Here is a 22,025-nt window from a genome sequence, read left to right as displayed (position 1 = left end):
TAGAGTGGAGGTGAGATGACCGCTGACTCCGCTTTTCATTCCGTTTCCGGATCTCTTCCCGATGCTTTCGGACGCGCTCGGGCCAGCCTGCGCGGGCTCTCCGTCGGAGATGCCCTGGGCTCCCAGTTCTTCGTCCCCGACAACTATCCGCTGCTGGCCCGGCGCGAGCTGCCCGCAGGCCCCTGGCAGTGGACCGACGACACCGAGATGGGTTGTTCGGTGCTGGCGGTGCTGGCCTCGGAGGGCCGGATCGACCAGGACGTACTCGCTGCTTCCTTCGCCGCGCACCATGACTTCGACCGAGGGTACGGCCCGGCGGTCAACCGGATGCTGCGGCTGGTCAGGGAAGGCGGCGACTGGCGGGAACTGGCCAGCGGCCTCTTCAACGGCCAGGGTTCGTGGGGTAACGGCGCCGCGATGCGGATCGCGCCGCTCGGCGCCTGGTACGCGCACGATCCGGAGCAGGCCACGCACCAGGCCGAGATCTCCGCGTACACGACACATCAGCACCGTGAGGCGGTGGTGGGGAGCATGGCGGTGGCCGCTGCTGCCGCCCTGGCCGCTGATCCCGCGGGACCCCCGCCCGCCGCCGACCTGCTGGACGGCGTGATCGCACTCGTCCCGCGCAGCGCCGTGGGTGCGGGGCTGCGCCGGGCCAAGGACATGCTGGACTACGACGACGCGGGTACGGTCGCCGCGGTGCTGGGGTGCGGTCGGCGGACCAGCGCGCACGACACCGTGCCGTTCGCCCTGTGGTCTGCCGCGCGGGGCCTCGGCGATTTCGAGCGGACGTTCTGGACGACGGCCCAGGTCGGCGGTGACGTCGACACGACCTGCGCGATCGCGGGGGGTGTCGTGGCCGCTGGGCTGGGCGGTATGCCGCCCGCCGGGTGGCTGGAACGGACCGAGGAACTGCCCGAGTGGACACCTTCGCGCCCGTCGTGAGGTGAGGGGGCGCTTCCGGTGGCCCGGGTGAGGCCGGCGCCCAGCGCCCCCCGCGTGGTGTTGATGAGCAGCCCGGACGCGGCCGCGGACTCGTGGCCGGTCATCCCGGAGACGGTGGTGCGGGCGCGGATCTGTGTCGGCTGGGCCGGGGTCCGCGGCGCACGTTCCACGCCGGAATTTGCACCGCGTGCCGTGCTTCACGAATGTGATAAATCTGCGGTGAGGCCCTTCCGTGTGCTGATCATCCAGCGGGCCGCTGAGCCGTTGTCCGGCTCTTCAAATGCATTGCAGGTTGCGGGATTTCGGGTGGCGGTGGCTGTCCGGACGTGGTGAGTGATCTGGTCTGCGATCGGATCCCAGGGTTGATGATGTTTCGCCTATTTATATGCGTATGCAAATTTCTGGACTGTGGTGTTGCCCGGATGGTTGACGAAGTGAACGTGTCGCCGCTGCGCTGAAGCGGTCGCTGAATTCATGGCCGGTACCGGGGTGTCGCAGGAGGTGTCCGGCGGCGTACCCTTGCTGGCGCCATGCCGTACGAACCACCCACGCACACCGTCGAGCGCTCACTGCGCGCCACTACGGGTGCCAAGACCGTCGCCGGCGTCGACGAGGTCGGACGCGGGGCCTGGGCCGGCCCCGTCACCGTCTGCGCCGCAGTCACCGGACTGCGTCGACCGCCGCCCGGACTCACCGACTCCAAGCTGATCAGCCCCAAGCGCCGCACGGAGCTGGCGGGGCTGCTGGAGTCGTGGGTCACCGCCTTCGCGCTCGGGCACGCCTCTCCGCTGGAGATCGACGATCTGGGGATGACGGCAGCGCTGCGGCTCGCCGCCGGGCGGGCGCTCGAAGCGCTACCGGTCCGCCCGGACGCGGTGATCCTCGACGGCAAGCACGACTATCTCGGTCTTCCCTGGCGGGTCCGTACGGTGATCAAGGGTGACCAGTCCTGCGTTGCCGTGGCGGCCGCCTCGGTGATCGCCAAGGTGCGCAGGGACGCGATGATGGCCGAGCTCGCCGCGGAGTCCGACGTGTGCGGGGGCTTCGCCTTCGAAGCCAATGCGGGCTACCCCTCGCCTGTGCACAAAGCGACGCTGGAGGAGCGGGGGCCCACCCCGTACCACCGGCTCTCCTGGTCCTATCTGGATGGGCTGCCCCAGTGGCGGCACCTGAAGAAGACCCGTCTCCCCGCGGAGGCCGTCGCGTTGGAAAGCGGGGGCCAACTCGGCTTCGACTTCTGAACTTTCAGTGGACCGGCGGAGAAAACCCCGTCCGAATCGCACTGACGTGCCCACCCGGTGGTGCCTCGTGCGCCGCCGTTTGATAGACATCCATTCATGCCTCTCATCCCCGAGGAGTCTCAGATTCACGAGAGTGCCCAGGGTCCCCGCGTTGTTCCGGCCGCCGGCCGTACTGCGTCGACCCCTCGCCCCGTACCCGGCCCGCGTCCCGCGGCCGTGCCACGCCCCGCTCGTCCGGGGCCCCGTCCTGCTGCCAGGCCTGCGCCCACCGCGCCTCCCGTGCAGCGGACATCCTCTTCCCAGCGTGCGGACAACCGGCCGGGCAACCGTCCGGACGCCCGTCCCGAGACCCCTGCGGGAGACTCTTCCGCGCCGCAGGTCCAGCTGCTCCCCGCTTCGGCGGACGGTGCGCTGGACGCGGCGGAAGAAGCGGTCGACCTGCTGCTCGACACCGGTCGTGCACCGGGTGACGTCCTGGTGCTCACCACCGGCGAGCAGCACCCGTGGGCAGCACACGAGTTGTCCTTCGGCGAAGCCGCCTACTGGGCACAGCACGATGCCCGCGAGGACGTCTTCTACGCGAGCGCCGACGCAGTGGGCCGGGCGAAGGCCCGTCCCGTCGTGGTGGTCGCGCTCAACGGCGGAACCGACGAATCCGTGGCCCAGGTGCTGCCTGCGGCCAGGAAGTACGCGGGAGCGCTGCTGATCGTCTGCGGTGACCCGCAGCGCGTCAACGCCGTACTCGGCGCAGGCGTCTGAAACGTACGTCCCCTCCGCCCGGCCCTCTCCCGCAAGGAGCAGGCCGGGCGGAGGCGCGTTCGGTACGGCCGGCCGGCCGCGGGCGTACGCCGTGTGGCACGGTGCGCAACGGACTGTGCTGCGGCGGTCGTTGATTGCGATCGGCGACTGGCTCAGCGGGCCGCGACCCGGTGGAGCGCGCCCGGTGCACCCGACCGGAGTGGCGCCGGGGGCGAGTCGTTACCGCTGCCGCCGATAGCGGCTGGGCGGGAGAGCGAGTTGGGCCGCCGCCCGCCACGGCCTTCGCCCAGCACCTGCCAGCCGCCCCGGGTGAGCGTGATGTACGCCCCGCAGCGCAGCCCGTGCAACGTGCAGGCATCGCGCAGCCCCCACATCCAGGCACCGTCCTCCTCGGTCCACCGCTCGTCCCCCTCGCGGCAGTAGAGCAGTACGGCGGTGCGGACCGGCGTGCGCCGGCGGAGGTCATGCGGGATGACCCGGCGCAGATGGTCGAGGAGTGCGTTGCGGAAGTCCCAGCCGTCCGCCGGAGTGGAACGGCGTGTGAACGATGCGCTGGCGACGAGCCGTTCCTCATGATCGAGCACGGCCACGACGGCGGTCGAAGGGATGGGGCGGTGTCTGGAGTGCAGACCGCTCACGACGTCACGGGGGCTGCGGAGCAGGGGTATGCCCGCGGCGGCCCACTCGGCAGGTTCGAGCAGCCGCCCGATCCGGTTTCCCGAGTCGGCGGCCATGGACGTCGAAGAGGCTGTAAGGGCGGCGGACGGAGTGAATCCGAAGGTCACGGTCCTCCCTTCGCATACCCGCCCATGGTGCGGGCAGGGTCGGGTGAGGCGCACCGGGACACAGCCCTTCCGAACACAGGCGGGCCGTGCGGGGAGCAGCCCCAATTCTTCCTGCCGAACGGGCAAGCGGCAACGAGCAATTCACGCGGCTGACGGGAATCTGCGGGTACGGCTCACATATCTCTGCCCACCGTGGCACCGAGCGACTCCTGTCGTCACCCCTGAACGGCGAGGACCAGCGGAAACACCCCCTTCGCTCCGGAACGGCACAGCAGCCGGGCCGCCACGGCGAGTGTCCACCCGCTCGCCGACTGGTCGTCGACCAGGAGAACGGGACCGTCGGCAGAGGCGAGCGCCGCCGCCAGCCCGGGTGGCACCGTGAACGCCTCGTGCAGCGCCCGCACCCGCTGGGCACTGTTGCTCGGCGCGATCCGCTCATAGGCCGACTGCGCGTACTCGACCCGGCCGAGCAGGGGCATGCGTCCGATGTCACTGATGCGGTGGCCGAGCGACTCGATGAGCTCGGGCCGGGTGTGCGAGGCGATGGTGACGACGCCCACCGGCCGGGGCGGCGCGTCCGGCCCGCCCGAGGCCCATCCGCCCGGTCCCCGGGCCCAGTCGGCCAGTACGCTCACTACGGCATCCGCCACAGCGTCGGGCACGGGGCCGTCGGGGGCCTGTGGTGCGAGCATCGGTCGCAGTCTGTTGCCCCAGCCGATGTCCGAGAGCCTGCCGAGTGCCCGGCCGGGAAGCGCCTGTTCGCCCTTGGCGATGCGGCCCTTGAGGTCGACGCCGACTGCCGCGAGCCCCGTCGGCCACATCTTCCGGGGCTCTACTTCTACGCCCGGCCTGCTCAGTTCACCCCGCGCACCGTCGAGCGCCGCAGTGGAAACCTCTGCGGTGAACCGGCCGCCCGCACAGTTGTCGCAGCGACCGCAGGGCGCTGCCTCCTCGTCGTCCAGCTGCCGGCGCAGAAACTCCATCCGGCAGCCGTCCGTGGTCGCGTAGTCACGCATGGCCTGTTGTTCCGCCGCCCGCTGCCGGGCCACCCAGGCGTAGCGCTCCGCGTCGTACGTCCAGGGCTGTCCCGTGGTGGTCCAGCCGCCCTTCACCCGGTTCACCGCGCCGTCGACGTCGAGGACCTTCAGCATCGTCTCCAGCCGGGTGCGCCGCAGCTCGACCAGGGGCTCGATGGCCGGCAGCGAAAGCGGCCTCCCCGCCTGGGCGAGCACGTCGAGGGTGCGCCGCACCTGCTGCTCGGGCGGGAAGGCGACCGAGGCGAAGTACTGCCAGATCGCTTCATCTTCCTTGCCGGGCAGCAGCAGGACCTCGGCATGCTCGACACCTCGGCCCGCGCGGCCCACCTGCTGGTAGTACGCGATGGGCGAGGAGGGCGAACCGAGGTGGACCACGAACCCGAGGTCGGGTTTGTCGAAACCCATGCCCAGAGCGGACGTGGCGACGAGCGCTTTGACACGGTTGGCGAGCAGATCGTCCTCCGCCTGCTGGCGGTCGGCGTTCTCCGTCTTGCCGGTGTACGAGGAGACGGTGTGGCCGCGCTGGCGCAGATAGGCGGCGACCTCCTCGGCGGCGGCGACCGTCAGCGTGTAGATGATTCCGGAGCCCGGCAGTTCGTCGATGTGATCGGCCAGCCAGGCCAGACGGTGCGCCGCGTCCGGGAGGCGCACGACACCCAGGCTCAGGCTCTCCCGGTCGAGCGGACCCCGCAGGACCAGTGCATCGGTACCCGCCCCTGTCCCCAGCTGGTCGGCGACATCGGCGGTGACGCGGGAATTCGCCGTGGCTGTGGTGGCGAGCACGGGCACGCCCGGCGGAAGGTCCGCGAGCATGGTGCGCAGCCTGCGGTAGTCGGGCCGGAAATCGTGGCCCCAGTCGGAGATGCAGTGGGCCTCGTCGACCACGAGCAGACCGGTGGCGGCCGAGAGCTTGGGCAGCACATCGTCGCGGAAGTCCGGATTGTTCAGCCGCTCCGGGCTCACCAGCAGTACGTCGACCTCGCCCGCGGCCACTTCCGCCTGGACTGTCTCCCACTCCTCCGTGTTCGAGGAGTTGATGGTGCGAGCTCTGATGCCGGCTCGTGCTGCCGCATCCACCTGATTGCGCATCAGCGCGAGGAGGGGAGAGACGATCACTGTGGGGCCGCTGCCCTGAGCCCGCAGGAGCGAGGTCGCCACGAAATAGACCGCGGACTTGCCCCACCCGGTCCGCTGCACGACCAGCGCCCGGCGCTTGTCCGCGACGAGGGCCTCAATGGCCCGCCACTGATCCTCGCGCAGTGTGGCGGCACCAGTGGGGTCGCCGACGAGACGGGCCAGTACGGAATCGGCCGATGCCCTGAGGCCGGAGCGGTCTGAGTTGGTCATGACCCCATGCAACCCGATCGCACTGACAATGCGCGAATGAGGAAGCCGGCCTGTGGATAAAGTTATCCACAGGGGTCGCGGACTCGGGCCGATCGCGGGACCTTCGAGCCATGAACAAGCACGACGAAACCAACGGTCCTTCACCCGTCCAGGAACAGGTCACGCTGCGCGGCCCTGCCGAACTCGCCGACGCACTGCCCTATCTGCTGGGATTCCATCCGACCGACTCGGTGGTGATGGTCGCGCTGCACGGAGCCCGCGGCCGTTTCGGCGGACGGCTCAGGCTCGGTATCCCGCGCTCGCCGCAGGAGTGGCAGCCAGTCGCCGACCAGCTCGCCGACGGGCTGGTCACCGGCAGTGAGAACCGAGGCCGGCGACCGGAGGGCATCATCGTCTTCCTCTGCCAGGATCCGGGCCCGGGGGAGACCCCGGCGGATGTCATGGAGCGGCTTCGCCCGTTCGCCCAGCATCTGCGTACGGCCTGCGGCGCCCGGGACGTGCCCGTTCCCGAGGCCCTCTGCATCTCCGACGGCAGATTCTTCTCGTACTGCTGCCCCGACACCCGGTGTTGCCCTTCCGACGGGAACCCCATGGCCCTGCCCGGCACTTCGGTGATGGCCGCGGCCGCGGCGTACGCGGGAATCCAGGTGCGCGGATCCCTCCAGGAGATGGAGGCCAGGCTCACCCCGTGGCAGCCGCCTCGCACGGCGGCGCAGGAACGCGCGCTCGATGAGGCGGCAGGCGCTCTGGTGCCGAGGATCCTGGCCGGTGCCGACCGTGAACAGGTCGGACGGGAGACGCTGGACGTGGCCCGGCGACTCGTCCGCCGGATCGGGCGGACACCGCAGAAGCCGGGCTGGGCCGAGGCCGATGTGGCGGACGATGCGCTCATCACCGACGATGAGGCCGCTCTGGTTCTTCTCGGGCTCCAGGACCGTACGACCCGTGACCGCGCCGCCGAGTGGATGGAAGGGCCCTCCGCCCCGTCGGTCGTGCGGCTGTGGCGGGCCCTGGCGCGCCGCTGTGTCGGCCCGTACGCCGAATACGCCGCGGCGCCACTGACTCTCGCGGGCTGGGTGGCCTGGTCGACAGGGGACGAACCGAGTGCCCGGGTAGCCCTGGGGCGTGCTCTGGCCCTCGACCCCGATTACATTTTCGCCCGGCTGCTTCACCAGGCGTGCAATGAAGGACTCGACCCCGAGGCGCTCCGGCACTGCCTGCGCCGGGAGCGGAGCAACCGGGTGGCATCGAATGAGGCACCCGCGCAGAGCGGCCGGCGCACTCATCCCAAACCGCCGGGCGCCCGCCAGGACCCCCTCCCGGGGACCGGCCGGCCCGGGGTGCCGGCCGGTCGCGGCCGGTCGCGCCGCCGCAGCGGTCACCGCGGGTCGCGGACCGGCCGATGAGAGCGGGACACAGGTACGGCCGTGACCCGGCCGCGTCCAGCGCCGTTCATCCGGATGGTGGTGCGCGGCGGTCCGCGCCGGGAGCTCCGCCGCAACCGGCCGTAGCGCTCAGGAGGCGGAAGATGGCTCTCAGCGTCCCTTCAGGAACCCGCGGGGCGGCCGGGGGCCGTTCCCCAGGACCCGCTCCCGCGGACGCGCCCGCAGGTCCGCGCCGACGAGGTGAACTGCCTTCCGTGCACAACGCGTTGATCTGCGTGGGGCTCCCCGGACTGGCCATTTCCCCTGCGCACGGGCAACTGACCGGCCAGGGCTTCGACGGCTACTACCAGTCGGGGCGACGGCTCCTCTCCCGCTGCCATGTACGCGTGTCCGGGCGTGAACCGGTCGCCGTCCGGGGCGGGTTGATCGGAGCCGGCCGGGCCCGGTTCGTCGCTGTGGTGCGTCTGCCCGGCGCGGTGGGGCCCGATCCCGAGCTGGTCGTGGAGCGCCTGCGCTCCGCCGATGGCACAGAGCGGATCACCCTGCGCAGTGCATCGGACCGGACTCTGCGGGTACCGGTGGAGATCGGGCTCGGTACCGACCTGGCGTTCCTGGGAGCCGTCGCGGCCGGCTCCCCGGGGGCGGAACTGCCCGCCAGTGTCCACGGAGCCGGTCTTCGCTGGTCGGGAGACGGGTGCCATGCCGTCGTCACGGCAGATCCTCCGCCGGAGGACGCGCTGGCCGCCACAGGACTGCTCAGGTGGCAGCTCGAACTGCCTCCGGGAGGTTCCAGGAACATCGAACTCCGAATCCGCACGGATGCGCAGCCCCGCCCTGCGGGCCCGCTGCTCGGAGGCGCGCTGTCCCCGGCGAGCGCAGACAGCGACGATCCCCGGGCGCAGACACTGATGCGCACCAGCCTGGAGGATCTGCGCGCGATGCTGGTCCGGGATCCGGGCCACCCCGCCGACATCTATCCGGTGGCGGGCGTGCCATGGCGCTGCGGGTTCGCGCCCGCGGAGATCCTCTGGACCGCCCGGATGACCCTTCCCCTCGGTACGCGTCTCGCCGCCGCAGCGTTGCGCCGGCTCGCCCGTACTCAGCTCGGGGGGACCGGGCCCGGCGCCGGACGTATTCCGGGGCCCCTCAGGGATGCCGGCCCCCATCTGCCGCCCACCTGTACCGGGGTGGAGGCGACACTGCTCTTCCCCGTGCTGCTGGCGGAGGCCAGGCGCTGGGGCCTGCCCGAGCGGGAGGTGGCGGGGCTGCTTCCTGCGGCCGAGCGCTGTCTTGCGTGGCTCCGCGCGGCGGCGGACGAGGAGAGCCTGCTCGGCGAGCCCGGAGCCGGAGGCTTGCAGCGCGCGGAGACCCAGGCGCACGCCCACCGCGCCGCGGTGCTCGCGGCCGAGCTGCTCGACGAATGCGGCCGGCCGGGCGCGGACGGCTGGCGTGAATGGGCCGGCACGCTCCGCAGGGGATTCCGGGAGGCGTTCTGGATCGAGGACCGGACAGGGGGCAGGCCCGCGGCCGCGCGTACTCCCGCCGGCCAACTGGTTCCGCAGCTGGGCGGGGGAGCGGCTCATCTTCTGGACACCGGTCTGCTGGGCGGTGGCAGATTCGCCGAGGGGCTGCTGGACAAGGTGCGGACGGAGCAGGTTGCCAGACTGCTGGGCGGTCCGGCGATGGATTCGGGCTGGGGGCTCCGCAGCCTTGGCGTCAGGGAGCGGGGCCACAATCCGTTCGGGCACAGGGGCGGCGCCGTACGCGTGCATGAGACGGCTCTCGCGGTAGCCGGGCTGGCGGCCTCGGGATTCGAGAAGGAGGCGTGCTCGCTGCTGGGTGGAGTGCTCGCCGCGTCCGATACCTTCGGCCACAGGCTTCCCGAGATGTATGCCGGGGTGCAGCGGACCGAGGACAGTGTCCCCCTCCCGCATCCGGCCGCCTGCCGTCCGGCGGCTGTCTCCGCTGCTGCGGGGATCCATCTGCTCACGACTCTCGCGGGTGTCCGTCCCGATGTTCCGGCAGGAACGGTCGCACTCCGGCCGATGAGCAGCGCCCCGCTCGGCGCGATCCAGTTGTCAGGGCTGTCGGTGGCTGGGGAGCCCTTCTCCGTGCGTGTCAGCAGGCTGGGCCTCGGGATGGTCGAGGAAGCCGCGGCCGGGCTCCAGCTGGGGTTGTGAACGCGCTTGAGGAGCGCCGGAGTACGGGTGAATTGGAGAACACTGTGGATGCCGAAGGGCGTGTTTATCGTCAGAGAGACGACTATGATCATGGCATGTCGCCCTACGACCCGTCGGCCTTTCCGTCCTTCGCTGTCACCGTCGATCTGGTCGTGCTCACGGTGCGCAGTCATGCGCTGTGCGCACTGGCTGTGCGCCGTGGGGAGGCGCCCTATCAGGGCCGGTGGGCGCTGCCCGGCGGCTTCGTCAAGACGGACGAGGACCTCGGCGCGGCCGCCGCGCGGGAGCTGGCGGAGGAGACCGGGCTGTGCGCCCTCGATCCCTCCGCCCCTGTCCCGGCTCCGGGCAATGGTGCGCACCTCGAACAGCTGGGCACCTACGGCGACCCGAAGCGTGACCCTCGCATGAGGGTCGTCAGTGTGGCTCATCTGGCGCTCGCGCCCGATCTGCCCGCGCCCCGGGCCGGTGGCGATGCCCACAGCGCCCGATGGGCGCCCGTCGAGGTCCTGCTGGGCCAGGAGGGCGCCGTAGCCAGGGCTGCCGAGCCGCCCGAACCCCTTGCTTTCGATCACGCGCGGATCCTCGCGGACGGTGTGGAGAGGGCCCGGTCGAAGATCGAGTACTCGTCGCTGGCCACTGCCTTCTGCCCTCAGGAGTTCACCGTCGGTGAGCTCCGCCGGGTGTATGAGGCGGTGTGGGGCGTGGTCCTCGATCCTCGTAATTTCCACCGCAAGGTCACCGGTACGCCGGGGTTCCTCGTGCCCTCGGGCAGTACCACGACCCGCCAGGGCGGTCGCCCCGCCCAATTGTTCAGAGCGGGAGGTGCGACGCTGCTCAACCCCCCGATGCTCCGCCCCGAGGTCTGAGAACTACCGCCGTGCTGCACCAAAAGTCCTAAATGTCGAGTTATCTTGCTTCGGTAGCCGCCCATGCCGCCCGGCGGCCCTGCTACTCGCGGGAGAAGCGATGCTCCAGGCCATCGGACTCACCAGCCACCCCCGCCGGGATCTGCCGTCCGCGGTGGAGGACCTGACTTTCGAGGCCGAACCCGGGCAGATCACGGCGCTTCTCGGCGCCCCGGGCGCCGGCAAGACCACCGCCCTGCGGCTGATGCTCGAACTGGACCACGGGCGTGGCGTCACCTATTTCCGTGGCCTTCCGCTGCACCGGATCGCCCGCCCGGCCGCCGAAGTGGGAACCCTGCTCGGTGATGTGCCCGGAAATCCCTCGCGTACCGTGCGCGGACATCTGCGCATGCTCTGTGCGGTGACGGGGATGCCGGCCTCGCGCGCCGATGAACTGCTCGAAGGCGTGGATCTCGTCAGCCTCGCGGGTCAGCGGCTCGGCACGCTCTCCCACGGGATGGACCGCAGGCTCGGGCTCGCCGTCGCCCTGCTCGCCGATCCGCAGACGCTTGTCCTGGACGAACCGGCTGAAGGGCTCTCACCACGCGACAACAGTTGGCTCTTCGGGTTGCTCCACGATCACGTGGCCCAGGGGGGCACCGTTCTGTACACCACAAGCGACCCCAAGGCGGCGGCCCGTACGGCCGACCATGTCGTCACCATCGACGCCGGACGGCTGGTGGCGGACCAGCAAGGAGCCGAGTTCGCCCGCACCCGGCTCCGCCCCCGGGTCGCCGTACGTACACCCCACACGGCACGCCTTGCCGGACTGCTCGGCCGCGAGGCCCGCGAGGCGCACCGCTCCGTGGAAGTCGTCACCGAGAGCGGCAGCAGGCTCTCCGTCTACGGCAGTAGCTGTGCCGAGGTCGGTGAGGCGGCGTTCCGGAACGGGGTCCTGATCCATCAGCTCGCCGACGAGACCGGCGACATGGGGCCGACGGGCGGGGCCGACGCCCTGGCTGCCGGCTCGTCCGGCTCCGAGCCATTCGAGCCCGAACCTGCCGAGCCCCAAGGTCACTCCGAAGCAGGTGGCCGTGATGGATACCCCTACGACGGATCCGACCGCGGACCCTTCGACTCCGCGGGCCCCGCTCCCGACGCCCCCGTACTCGCGGCCCGGTCCGCACTCCCGGAGCTCCAGTCCCTGATCGCGGCGCGATCCGAACTCTCCGAGCAGCAGCCGGTAATCACTCCGCTCCCGGCCAGGGGGCCGAGCAGGCCGCTCCGTTACGAGCTGCGGCGAGTCTTCGGCGTCCGGACGGCTCTGCTCGTCGTGAGCATCATCCTCCCCGTCTCCATCGCGCTGTCCGTCGCGCTGGCCAGGACCGGTCGGACGCCGGTCTCCCATCTGCTGATGGCGTGGCCCGATCTGCTTCCGCTGCCGCCCGCGGCCTTTGCGTCCGGACTGCTCGGCGCTCTCGCGTTCGGCGACGAATTCCGGTATCCGGCGCTGGCGGTGGGCCGCGGTGGCGTCCCGAGGCGGTTCGGCCTGCTGGTGGCCAAACTCGCCGTATCGGGTGCGACGGCCCTCCTGCTGGCGCTGCTCACGGCCGTGGCCGACACAGGAGTCCTACGGCTCGTGTACGGCGGCGACTTGGCGGGTATCCCACAGAACTGGCCCTCGCTGGCCGTGGGTTGGTCGGGGCTGTCCGTCGGCTGCGCATGGGCGGGGCTGCTGGGTGCCGGCGTCTTCAGGAGTACGACGGCGGGGCTGGCCGCCGTGCTGTCGGTCCCGGTCGCCGTCGTGCCGCTGGTGCAGGCAGCCCTGGCAGCACCCGCGGCCCGCTCGGTCGCGGGGCTCCCCGCCAGGCTCCGTGAACTCGCCTGGGTCTGGCCCCACGAGACGGACCGCTGGCTGATCGCGGCTCTCCGTCTCCTCTCGCAGCCCGTCGGTGCGGCCCTCGCCCTGTCGCTCACGGCTCTGCTCTGCGCGTATCTGGTCACCGGCCTTCGGCGCAGGGCCCGTTGGTGACTGTCCTGGTTCACTTGGCGACGCCTTGCAGACAACTCCCAGAAGAATGCCCGGTTCTTTCCGATAAGGCGTCAATTGCAGGGAGGTCGATGATCACCCTTTCGTGTGCTTTTCACCAAAGACCTCAAGGGGGGCCCGAGGCGCGCCGACAAAGGATGCGTGACTACCCTTGCGCACTCCATGATGACCACCGCCCGCTCTGCCGATTCCGGCCTCGCAGGCTCGGGTGAACTCGACCGCCATCCGTACGCAGAGGCGCCCGGCGCCGGCCGTGCCGGAGCTTCTCCCTGGGGCGGCGGCGATGCCGAGATGGGCAGGGTGGGCCGACGGGCGACGGGCAGCCGCGGCCGCGGTCTGCACGGCCAGCTGGTTCAGCAGCTCGGCCAGATGATTGTCTCCGGCGACCTCGGCGCCGACCGCCCGCTCGTTCCTGAGGAGATCGGCCAGCGCTTCGAGGTGTCCCGCACGGTGGTGCGGGAGTCGTTGCGTGTCCTTGAGGCCAAGGGCCTGGTCAGCGCCCGACCCAATGTCGGAACCCGGGTCCGCCCGGTCAGCGACTGGAATCTGCTGGACCCGGACATCATCGAATGGCGGGCATTCGGGCCGCAGCGTGACGACCAGCGACGGGAGCTGAGCGAGCTGCGCTGGACGATCGAGCCGCTGGCCGCGCGTCTGGCCGCCGGGCACGGGCGTGAGGACATGCAGCAGCGCCTCGCGGACATGGTCGAAATCATGAGCCACGCCCTGGCCCAGGGTGACGCGGTCACCTTTTCCCGTGCCGATGCCGAGTTCCACGCCTTGCTGATCCAGCTCGCGGGCAACCGCATGCTGGAGCACCTCTCGGGCATCGTCTCGGGCGCTCTCCAGGTCTCAGGCGGCCCCGTCACAGGGTGTGATCGTCCCACCGAGATCTCGCTCGTCCACCACGCCCGTATCGCCGACGCGCTCGCCGCGAACGACCCGCAGGCCGCGGAGGCGGCCATGCGTCAACTGCTGACCGTCCACCCGGAGGTGGAGCGCGTCGTTCCCGCGCCGCGCGTGCATTGATCCCGCGGCGTGGCCGGGGTGCGGGGCTGAACCCGGTGTCGCCGGATCCCAGGGGGGTCCGGCGGCGTAATTATGGGTATGCGTCCCTTGGAGAGCCGTATGTCGCGAATAGGGTGTGACTCGGGCCACGCGGATTGGGCGTAACACTCTTTGAGGCAGCGCGATGACCTAAGAGGTGGTAGCCGAAGAGGGAATGCAGGCGTCGTTGGCGGCGCTGTACAGCTCCGAAGCTCAGCCCGCGCCGTCGGTCATCCCCAGCCGGCGGTCGTCGGTTCCAGGCCCGTCAAGGGCGGAGCCGGAAGCCGTTTCCATCGTTTCGAGAGGTTGTTCGTGTCGGCCAGCACATCCCGTACTCTCCCGCCGGAGATCGCCGAGTCCGAGTCTGTCATGGCGCTCATCGAGCGGGGAAAGGCTGATGGGCAGATCGCCGGCGACGATGTACGCCGGGCCTTCGAGGCTGACCAGATTCCGGCCACCCAGTGGAAGAACGTTCTGCGCAGCCTCAACCAGATCCTCGAGGAAGAGGGTGTGACTCTGATGGTCAGTGCCGCGGAGTCGCCGAAGCGCCCCCGCAAGAGCGTCGCAGCGAAGAGCCCGGTGAAGCGCACCGCCACCAGGACTGTCGCGGTCAAGACGACCGCGGCGAGGACGGTGGCGGCCACTGCCGCTCCTTCTGCCGACAGTGTGGACGCTGTGGCTGACGACGCCGAGCCCGCGAAGAAGGCCGCTGCCAAGAAGACGGCTGCCAAGAAGACCGCCGCGAAGAAGACGGCAGTCAAGAAGACCGCGGCCAAGAAGACCGCCTCCAAGAAGGACGCCGACGAGCTTCACGACGGCGACGAGGCCGCCGAGGAGACCCCGGTTGCCAAGTCCGGCGAGGAGGAGGAAGAGGGCGGCGAGGCCAAGGGCTTCGTCCTCTCCGACGACGACGAGGACGACGCGCCCGCGCAGCAGGTCGCTGTCGCCGGCGCCACCGCGGACCCCGTCAAGGACTACCTGAAGCAGATCGGCAAGGTCCCGCTCCTCAACGCGGAGCAGGAGGTGGAGCTCGCCAAGCGCATCGAGGCCGGCCTCTTCGCCGAGGACAAGCTGGCCAACGCCGACAAGCTCGCGCCGAAGCTCAAGCGTGAGCTGGAGATCATCGCGGAGGACGGCCGCCGGGCCAAGAACCACCTGCTTGAGGCCAACCTCCGTCTGGTCGTCTCGCTCGCCAAGCGCTACACGGGCCGCGGCATGCTCTTCCTGGACCTGATCCAGGAGGGCAACCTCGGTCTGATCCGCGCGGTCGAGAAGTTCGACTACACCAAGGGCTACAAGTTCTCCACGTATGCCACCTGGTGGATCCGTCAGGCGATCACCCGCGCCATGGCCGACCAGGCCCGCACCATCCGTATCCCGGTGCACATGGTCGAGGTCATCAACAAGCTCGCGCGCGTCCAGCGTCAGATGCTCCAGGACCTGGGCCGCGAGCCCACCCCGGAGGAGCTGGCCAAGGAGCTCGACATGACCCCTGAGAAGGTCATCGAGGTCCAGAAGTACGGCCGTGAGCCGATCTCCCTGCACACTCCGCTGGGCGAGGACGGTGACAGCGAGTTCGGTGACCTCATCGAGGACTCCGAGGCAGTCGTCCCGGCCGACGCGGTCAGCTTCACGCTCCTCCAGGAGCAGCTGCACTCGGTCCTGGACACGCTGTCCGAGCGTGAGGCCGGCGTGGTCTCCATGCGCTTCGGTCTCACCGACGGTCAGCCGAAGACGCTGGACGAGATCGGCAAGGTCTACGGCGTGACGCGTGAGCGAATTCGCCAGATCGAGTCGAAGACCATGTCGAAGCTGCGGCACCCGTCGCGTTCGCAGGTACTGCGCGACTACCTCGACTAGTCCGTCAGTCCGTCACAGGATGCGCCGAAGCGGGTCCGTACCTCTCCGTAACGAGAGATGCGGGCCCGCTTCGCGTTTCCGGTGTGGGTGTATGCGCCACGAGACTGATTCACTCTGAGTGAGACAAGTTCACTGGAGAGTCAGGAAGTCGTATGTGTCGTCCTATCGTCCGAGCACTGACAGGCGTGCTGGCGCTGGCCGCGACAGCGCTGCCGCTGGGCGTGCCCGGGTCCGCGTCCGCCGCCGGGATGGCGGTGATCGGTGGCCAGGGGGTGTCCGTGACCGACAGCCCCTGGGTGGTCGCGGTATCCAGCCGTGAGCGCTTCGGAGGGAGCAGGGCGGGCCAGTTCTGCGGGGGAGTGGTGGTGTCGCCGCGGGCGGTCGTGACGGCGGCCCACTGCCTGAGCCAGGAAGTCCTCGGGGCCCCGCTGGGCCAAGTGCGTGATCTGTCGGTCGTTGCGGGCCGCAGTGATCTGCGTACGTCGGCCGGCCGTGAGATCCGCGTGCGGTCCACCTGGACCGACCCGCGGTACGACCGGGTCAGCAACGCGGCAGACCTCGCCGTGCTGAGGCTTTCCCGGGCGCTGCCCCGCTCGTACGCGATCGGAATCGCCGATCCGCACGACCCTGCTGAGGAGCCCGGCACGGATGCGACCGTCTACGGCTGGGGGGACACGGCCGGTACGGGGGACTATCCGTCGGGGCTGCACGCCACCCGTGTCTCGGTGCTGCCGGACGCGCAGTGCGCATCCGCGTACCCCGGGTCGTCGAGCGGCACCTTCCAGTCGGAGACCATGCTGTGCGCCGGTGAGCCTCAGGGTGGTCACGATGCGTGTCAGGGCGACAGCGGAGGGCCGCTGGTTGCTCGGGGGCGGCTCATCGGACTGGTCTCGTGGGGTGCGGGCTGCGGCAGGGCGAAGAGCCCGGGTGTCTACACGCGGATGTCCGCGATGGCTCAGGCTGTGGAGTCGCACAGCTGACGGAGGACGCCTGGCGGCGGCTGTGCCTGGTCACTGGCCACCCCACCACCGGACACACGGGCGGTGGGGCCCTGGCGCCGCACGTGACGCGTCAGAGCCCCGGCCGACGCCCTCGGGGGCCCGGTGGGTGCTCTCCGGGCCCGGGCATGAGAACGGGCGGCCTCTCCTGTGGAGTGCAGGCGGGGCCGCCCGTCGACCGGGCTGATACCGGTCCTTGGCTCGTCGTGGGTGCGAGGTGTCAGCGGTCCTCTTCTTCGGAATGGCTCGGGACGGCCGTCAGGCGATCCGTCTCATCCTGGATGTCCGCGGCGATCTTCTTGAGTTCTGGCTCGAACTTGCGACCGTGGTGGGCGCAGAAGAGCAGTTCGCCACCGCTGGTGAGGACAACGCGCAGGTATGCCTGGGCGCCGCATCGGTCGCAGCGGTCAGCGGCCGTCAGCGGGCTCGCGGGGGTCAGAACAGTAGTCACGTCGCCTCTTCTCTAGCTCGACGAGCTGTCGTACCAGGGTCAACATCCAACCAGGCCCAAAACGTTCCCGCTCGGGGCTTTTCCTTGAAACTTTTTGTCAAGGTGGCTGTCAGCTGCCGGTTGGCGGCGAATAAGCCGTATTGCGGTGGCTTTACGGTTTCGCGTTGCTTGTCTTCGGTTGATCCTCCCGACTGGCTGCCGGTTGTTGATGAGGACGTGCCCGGAGCCTAAATGGTTCATGCCTCGAAGGGAACGTGATGTGTGCTTCACTCCATCGAGCTATCGAACAGGTGTACGGTGCAGGTTTGGCGCCCGTCTCTTCTAGGGTGGCGTAACAACGGCTCTACCAGGGCTCGGTAGGCTCTGACGGGCGACCGACGCCCGGGCCTTACCCATTGGGTCCCAAAATAAATTCAGCGAGGAGCGAACCGCGTGACCGCCGATACGTCCGTGCCTTCCACTGCGCTGCTGAGCGGTGCAGACCGTGACGGCTCCAACTACACCGCGCGGCACCTGCTCGTACTCGAAGGGCTCGAAGCGGTCCGGAAGCGGCCCGGGATGTACATCGGGTCCACCGACAGCCGCGGTCTGATGCACTGCCTCTGGGAGATCATCGACAACTCGGTCGACGAGGCTCTCGGTGGCTACTGCGACCACATTGATGTGATCCTCCACGAGGACGGCTCCGTCGAGGTCCGGGACAACGGCCGGGGGATCCCGGTCGACGTCGAGCCCAAGACCGGGCTCTCGGGCGTCGAGGTCGTGATGACCAAGCTGCACGCGGGCGGAAAGTTCGGCGGTGGCTCGTACGCGGCCTCCGGCGGTCTGCACGGTGTCGGTGCCTCTGTCGTCAACGCCCTCTCCGCCCGGCTGGACGTCGAGGTCGACCGCAGCAGTGCCACCCACTCCATCAGCTTCCGCCGCGGCGTCCCCGGGATCTTCACCGAGGCGGGCCCCGACAGCCCCTTCGACCCGGCCAACGGGCTACTCAAGGGCAAGCGCGTACCCAAGGCGAGGACGGGCACCCGTGTCCGGTACTGGGCGGACCGCCAGATCTTCCTCAAGGACGCCAAGCTCTCCCTCGACCACCTGTACCAGCGGGCCCGCCAGACGGCGTTCCTGGTACCCGGGCTGACGCTCGTCGTGCGCGACGAGCGCGGCCTCGACGGCGCGGGGAAGACCGAGGAGACGTTCCGCTTCGACGGCGGCATCAGCGAATTCTGCGAGTACCTCGCCCAGGACAAGGCCGTCTGCGACGTGCAGCGGCTGTCCGGGCAGGGCACCTTCAAGGAGACCGTCCCGGTCCTGGACGACCGCGGTCATATGACCCCGACCGAGGTCACCCGTGATCTCGGCGTGGACATCGCGCTCCGCTGGGGCACCGGCTACGACACCACGGTCAGGTCCTTCGTCAACATCATCGCGACGCCCAAGGGCGGCACGCATGTCTCGGGCTTCGAGCGCTCACTGACCAGGACGGTCAACGAGGTGCTGCGCTCGGCGAAGCTCCTGCGGGTCGCCGAGGACGACGTGGTGAAGGACGACGCGCTGGAGGGGCTGACCGCCGTGGTCACCGTGCGCCTCGCCGAGCCGCAGTTCGAGGGCCAGACCAAGGAGGTGCTCGGCACCTCCGCCGCCAACCGGATCGTGTCCAACGTCGTCGCCAAGGAGCTCAAGGCCTTCCTGACCTCCACCAAGCGCGATTCCAAGGCGCAGGCACGTGCGGTACTGGAGAAGGCCGTCGCGGCGGCCCGTACCCGGATCGCGGCCCGCCAGCACAAGGACGCCCAGCGCCGTAAGACCGCCCTGGAGTCCTCGTCGCTGCCGGCGAAGCTCGCCGACTGCCGCAGTGACGACGTGGGGCGCAGCGAGCTCTTCATCGTCGAGGGGGACTCAGCGCTCGGTACGGCCAAGCTCGCCCGGAATTCAGAATTCCAGGCGTTGCTGCCCATCCGGGGCAAGATCCTGAATGTCCAGAAGGCGTCGGTCTCGGACATGCTGAAGAACGCCGAGTGCGGCGCCATCATCCAGGTCATAGGAGCGGGCTCCGGGCGGACCTTCGACATCGACGCGGCGCGGTACGGCAAGATCGTCCTGCTGGTCGACGCCGACGTGGACGGCGCGCACATCCGCATCCTGCTGCTGACGCTCTTCCAGCGGTACATGCGGCCGATGGTGGAGGCGGGCCGGGTCTTCGCCGCGGTACCGCCGCTGCACCGCATCGAGCTGATCCAGCCCAAGAAGGGCCAGGACAAGTACGTCTACACGTACTCCGACAACGAGCTCCGGCAGAAGCTGCTGGAATTCCAGCGCAAGAACGTCCGCTTCAAGGACTCGATCCAGCGCTACAAGGGCCTGGGCGAGATGGACGCCGATCAGCTGGCGGAGACCACGATGGACCCGCGGTTCCGTACGCTGCGACGGATCAACATCGGCGACCTGGAGTCGTCGGAGCAGGTCTTCGACCTCCTGATGGGCAACGAGGTCGCGCCCCGCAAGGAGTTCATCACCAGCTCGGCCGCGACGCTGGACCGTTCGCGGATCGACGCCTGAGTCACTTGCCGGCTCCGAGTCACCCACTGGCTCTGCTCCACCCACGGGGTCTCCACCCGTGGGTGGAGCCGCAAGCTCCACCCGGAGTCCACCTCTGCTCCGATCTGCTGACCCGTCGGTTTCCGTAGCGTCGAAGGCATCAACCTTCCCCGCTCACCGGAGGCCCCCATGTCAGCGTCCACGCTCACCGACGTCGCGGTGGCTGTCGCAGTCATCGCCCTGGTGCTCGTGCGGCAGTTCCGGCCCCAGCAGGTCAATCACGACAGGCGCTGGTGGCTGCTGCCGGCCATCCTGGTCTTCGTCGCCCTGCGCCAGCACGGCCTGCTCGACGCGCATCACCCCGCTCTGTCCGTCCTGGTGATCGGGGGCGAGCTGCTGGCCGGCCTGCTCATGGGCGCGGGCTGGGCCTGGACCACCAAGGTGTGGAGTGAGCCGGACGGGTCGGTCTGGACCAGGGGCACGAAGGCCACGGCGGCCGTCTGGATAGTGGGGATGATCGTCAGGTTCGGGGTGGCGGGTCTTGGCGCGCTGGCCGGAGTGAGCCTCGGGACCGGGGCGATGCTGCTCGCGCTGGCGTCCTCCCTGCTCGTACGGGCCGGGGTGCTGGCATGGCGGGCCGGGCGAATACACCCGTCGTACGGTGTCCCTGCCGCAGCATCGCCCGGAGGGGCAAGGAAGGACCGCGTATGACGCCCGGCGCCTGGACGAGCTGGCCCTCCCGGGAGGCTCTTTCCCGGACGGACCTGACCAGTGCGCGGCGCTCGCTCAACTGGGCTGTACGGTGCATCGCTCTCGGCGTGCTCCTGTGGAGCACCTTCACGAAGGTGGGCGACGACGCCGGGGCGCTGGTCGCCGCGGTGTCCGGCCTCGCCGTCTGCGTGGGGGCGACCTGGGCCCTCTTCCGGACCAGCCTGGAGCACCGTCTGTGGCCTTCCGTGGCGCTGCTCGCGGTGCTGCTGGGCGTCGCCGCCCTGGCGGAGTGGACGGGGCTCACCGCTCCTGCCGCCGTGCTCTGGTGCGGCTGCGCCGTCACCGCACTGGAGCGGCTGCCGTTGGCGGCAGCACTGCCCTGTACGGCCGCAGCCCTCGGTGCCTATGCCCTGCTCAGCGATGGCCAGCGGCTGACGATCGCGGTGACCACCGTCGGGCTGGCGCTTGTCGGCTACGTGATGCGGCTCGACGCGGAGGCCAGGGGCAGTGCTCAGCGGCTGCTGGTGCAGGAGCGGGCGGCCCTGGCGGCCGAGGCGGAGTCCGCGGCGCTGGCCGAGCGTTCCCGTATCGCCCGGGAGATCCACGATGTTCTCGCCCACAGCCTTTCCGCGCAGATGGTGCATCTGGAGGCGGCCAGGCTGCTGATCGAGCGCGACGCGGGGCGGGACCAGATCCTGGAACGGGTGGTGGCGGCGAGGGGGATGGCTCGTGAGGGGCTCGTCGAGACCCGGCAGGCGCTCTCGGCGCTGCGTGGTGAGATGACGCCGGTGGAGGAGTTCCTGGAGGAGGTGGCGGGCAGTTCGCGGCTCGCTGTGACGGGGGATCGCAGACAGCTGCCCGCCGAGGCCTCGCAGACCGTACGGCGGGTGGCGCAGGAGGCGATGACGAATGTGCGCAAACACGCTCCGGGCGCCGAGGTCCGGTTGCGGCTGGAGTATCTGCCGGACGAAGTCACCCTGGAAGTACGGGACTCGGGCCGAGGGGAAGCGGTTGATGAGCTCGCTGTCAGTGGCTCGGGATACGGTTTGGTCGGAATGCGGGAGCGCGCCGAGCTGCTCGGCGGGACGCTGGAGGCTGGACCCGATGAGGAGGGCTTCTTGGTACGGCTGAGGGTGCCGGCATGACGGCACGGGTGGTGGTGGCCGACGACCAGTCCGTCGTGCGTGAGGGCATCGTGATGCTGCTGGGGCTGCTGCCCGGGGTCGAGGTAGTGGGAGCGGCGAGGGACGGAGTGGAGGCCGTCGCGCTCGTGGGCGAACACGCCCCCGACGTGGTCCTGATGGACCTGCGGATGCCACGCTGCGACGGGGTGGAGGCGACCCGTCGTATCCGCGAGCAGTATCCGTCCACTCAGGTCGTGGTGCTCACGACGTTCTCCGACGACGACTCGCTCTTTCCCGCACTCCAGGCCGGGGCGCGCGGGTACCTCACCAAGGACGCGGGGGGCGAGGAGATCGTCCGGGCCATCGAGGACGTCATGGCCGGACAGGCCGGGCTCTCGCCGAGCGTGCAGCGGCTCCTCGTCGAGCGGGTCACCGCGCCGCCCGCGCCGGCCCCGCGGACCGCCGTGGAGCTGCCCGACGGCCTCACCCCCCGGGAGGCCGAGATCCTGGCCCTGATCGCGGAAGGGCTGTCCAACTCGGAGATCTCCCGCTCACTGCACATCTCGCCCGCCACCGTGAAGACGCACATCAACAATCTCTTTGCCAAGACCGGGATCCGCGACCGGGCGCAGGCCGTGCGCTATGCCTACCGGCACGGTCTCGCCCTCCCGCCGGGAGCGACCGTCACCTAGGTGACGGATTCGATGACCTGCCGCAACGGCTCTTGA

Annotated in this window: 17 protein-coding genes; 14 read left to right on the top strand and 3 right to left on the bottom strand. The window is 69.9% G+C overall.

The window, feature by feature from the left end:
- The first annotated feature begins 15 nt into the window (after nucleotides 1–15).
- From OG385_RS05395 to OG385_RS05385, 3 genes are all read left to right on the top strand, one after another.
- A complete protein-coding gene (locus OG385_RS05395; protein ID WP_266852323.1) occupies nucleotides 16–945 on the top strand; it encodes an ADP-ribosylglycohydrolase family protein in 930 nt (309 codons plus the stop codon).
- 530 nt (nucleotides 946–1,475) lie between these two features.
- Nucleotides 1,476–2,186 carry a ribonuclease HII gene (locus OG385_RS05390; RefSeq protein WP_266852322.1) on the top strand — a complete coding sequence of 237 codons (711 nt, stop codon included), beginning with the start codon at nucleotides 1,476–1,478 and terminating at the stop codon, nucleotides 2,184–2,186.
- Nucleotides 2,187–2,282: 96 nt separating this feature from the next.
- The gene (locus tag OG385_RS05385) at nucleotides 2,283–2,945 is read left to right on the top strand and encodes a hypothetical protein (protein WP_266852321.1); all 663 of its coding nucleotides are present in this window, start codon (nucleotides 2,283–2,285) and stop codon (nucleotides 2,943–2,945) included.
- A gap of 152 nt (nucleotides 2,946–3,097) precedes the next feature.
- Here OG385_RS05385 and OG385_RS05380 read toward each other — a convergent pair whose 3' ends face one another.
- Both OG385_RS05380 and OG385_RS05375 read right to left on the bottom strand, forming a co-directional pair.
- Entirely contained in the window at nucleotides 3,098–3,730 is a 633-nt protein-coding gene (locus tag OG385_RS05380) for a hypothetical protein (RefSeq protein WP_266852319.1), read from the bottom strand.
- 215 nt (nucleotides 3,731–3,945) lie between these two features.
- Nucleotides 3,946–6,114, bottom strand: a complete 2,169-nt coding sequence (locus OG385_RS05375) for a RecQ family ATP-dependent DNA helicase (RefSeq protein ID WP_266852317.1) — start codon at nucleotides 6,112–6,114, stop codon at nucleotides 3,946–3,948.
- A gap of 110 nt (nucleotides 6,115–6,224) precedes the next feature.
- On the opposite strand from OG385_RS05375, the gene OG385_RS05370 reads away from it, so the two are divergent.
- From OG385_RS05370 to OG385_RS05340, 7 genes are all read left to right on the top strand, one after another.
- Nucleotides 6,225–7,520 (top strand): DUF4192 domain-containing protein, encoded by a 1,296-nt coding sequence (locus tag OG385_RS05370; RefSeq protein ID WP_266852315.1) that lies wholly within the window; start codon nucleotides 6,225–6,227, stop codon nucleotides 7,518–7,520.
- A 233-nt stretch (nucleotides 7,521–7,753) separates the two neighbouring features.
- The gene (locus tag OG385_RS05365; protein WP_266852313.1) at nucleotides 7,754–9,679 is read left to right on the top strand and encodes a glycogen debranching N-terminal domain-containing protein; all 1,926 of its coding nucleotides are present in this window, start codon (nucleotides 7,754–7,756) and stop codon (nucleotides 9,677–9,679) included.
- A gap of 95 nt (nucleotides 9,680–9,774) precedes the next feature.
- Entirely contained in the window at nucleotides 9,775–10,545 is a 771-nt protein-coding gene (locus tag OG385_RS05360) for an NUDIX domain-containing protein (protein WP_266852312.1), read from the top strand.
- Nucleotides 10,546–10,645: 100 nt separating this feature from the next.
- The gene (locus tag OG385_RS05355; RefSeq protein WP_266852310.1) at nucleotides 10,646–12,556 is read left to right on the top strand and encodes an ABC transporter ATP-binding protein; all 1,911 of its coding nucleotides are present in this window, start codon (nucleotides 10,646–10,648) and stop codon (nucleotides 12,554–12,556) included.
- Between the two features lie 105 nt (nucleotides 12,557–12,661).
- Nucleotides 12,662–13,603 carry a FadR/GntR family transcriptional regulator gene (locus tag OG385_RS05350; protein ID WP_323183633.1) on the top strand — a complete coding sequence of 314 codons (942 nt, stop codon included), beginning with the start codon at nucleotides 12,662–12,664 and terminating at the stop codon, nucleotides 13,601–13,603.
- Nucleotides 13,604–13,933: 330 nt separating this feature from the next.
- Nucleotides 13,934–15,481, top strand: a complete 1,548-nt coding sequence (locus OG385_RS05345; RefSeq protein WP_266852307.1) for an RNA polymerase sigma factor — start codon at nucleotides 13,934–13,936, stop codon at nucleotides 15,479–15,481.
- A gap of 152 nt (nucleotides 15,482–15,633) precedes the next feature.
- Nucleotides 15,634–16,461 (top strand): trypsin-like serine protease, encoded by an 828-nt coding sequence (locus OG385_RS05340; protein ID WP_266852305.1) that lies wholly within the window; start codon nucleotides 15,634–15,636, stop codon nucleotides 16,459–16,461.
- A gap of 238 nt (nucleotides 16,462–16,699) precedes the next feature.
- Here the strand turns inward: OG385_RS05340 and OG385_RS05335 are convergent, their stop codons facing one another.
- Nucleotides 16,700–16,930, bottom strand: coding sequence for a hypothetical protein (locus OG385_RS05335; protein ID WP_266852304.1), 231 nt, complete (start codon nucleotides 16,928–16,930; stop codon nucleotides 16,700–16,702).
- A gap of 432 nt (nucleotides 16,931–17,362) precedes the next feature.
- On the opposite strand from OG385_RS05335, the gene OG385_RS05330 reads away from it, so the two are divergent.
- From OG385_RS05330 to OG385_RS05315, 4 genes are all read left to right on the top strand, one after another.
- Nucleotides 17,363–19,483: a type IIA DNA topoisomerase subunit B gene (locus tag OG385_RS05330; protein WP_266852302.1), complete on the top strand. Its 2,121-nt coding sequence runs from the start codon at nucleotides 17,363–17,365 to the stop codon at nucleotides 19,481–19,483.
- Nucleotides 19,484–19,651: 168 nt separating this feature from the next.
- Entirely contained in the window at nucleotides 19,652–20,173 is a 522-nt protein-coding gene (locus OG385_RS05325) for a CcdC protein domain-containing protein (RefSeq protein ID WP_266852301.1), read from the top strand.
- On the top strand, nucleotides 20,170–21,318 hold the full coding sequence (locus tag OG385_RS05320) for a sensor histidine kinase (protein WP_266852299.1): 1,149 nt from the start codon (nucleotides 20,170–20,172) through the stop codon (nucleotides 21,316–21,318). The genes OG385_RS05325 and OG385_RS05320 overlap by 4 nt, the downstream gene beginning before the upstream one ends.
- On the top strand, nucleotides 21,315–21,989 hold the full coding sequence (locus OG385_RS05315; protein ID WP_266852297.1) for a response regulator transcription factor: 675 nt from the start codon (nucleotides 21,315–21,317) through the stop codon (nucleotides 21,987–21,989). The genes OG385_RS05320 and OG385_RS05315 overlap by 4 nt, the downstream gene beginning before the upstream one ends.
- The last annotated feature ends 36 nt before the right edge of the window (nucleotides 21,990–22,025 follow it).

The sequence above is a fragment of the Streptomyces sp. NBC_01306 genome (genome assembly GCF_026340465.1).
GTDB lineage: Bacteria > Actinomycetota > Actinomycetes > Streptomycetales > Streptomycetaceae > Streptomyces.
Note: the sequence above shows the minus strand (reverse complement) of the source record. Positions and strands in the feature narration are given on the sequence as shown.

Coding starts and splice junctions, on each gene's coding strand:
- OG385_RS05315 (WP_266852297.1), top strand. CDS start 21,315: ATGACGGCACGGGTGGTGGTGGCCGACGACCAGTCCGTCGTGCGTGAG.
- OG385_RS05385 (WP_266852321.1), top strand. CDS start 2,283: ATGCCTCTCATCCCCGAGGAGTCTCAGATTCACGAGAGTGCCCAGGGT.
- OG385_RS05390 (WP_266852322.1), top strand. CDS start 1,476: ATGCCGTACGAACCACCCACGCACACCGTCGAGCGCTCACTGCGCGCC.
- OG385_RS05360 (WP_266852312.1), top strand. CDS start 9,775: ATGTCGCCCTACGACCCGTCGGCCTTTCCGTCCTTCGCTGTCACCGTC.
- OG385_RS05370 (WP_266852315.1), top strand. CDS start 6,225: ATGAACAAGCACGACGAAACCAACGGTCCTTCACCCGTCCAGGAACAG.
- OG385_RS05375 (WP_266852317.1), bottom strand. CDS start 6,114: ATGACCAACTCAGACCGCTCCGGCCTCAGGGCATCGGCCGATTCCGTA.
- OG385_RS05355 (WP_266852310.1), top strand. CDS start 10,646: ATGCTCCAGGCCATCGGACTCACCAGCCACCCCCGCCGGGATCTGCCG.
- OG385_RS05340 (WP_266852305.1), top strand. CDS start 15,634: ATGTGTCGTCCTATCGTCCGAGCACTGACAGGCGTGCTGGCGCTGGCC.
- OG385_RS05320 (WP_266852299.1), top strand. CDS start 20,170: ATGACGCCCGGCGCCTGGACGAGCTGGCCCTCCCGGGAGGCTCTTTCC.
- OG385_RS05325 (WP_266852301.1), top strand. CDS start 19,652: ATGTCAGCGTCCACGCTCACCGACGTCGCGGTGGCTGTCGCAGTCATC.
- OG385_RS05395 (WP_266852323.1), top strand. CDS start 16: ATGACCGCTGACTCCGCTTTTCATTCCGTTTCCGGATCTCTTCCCGAT.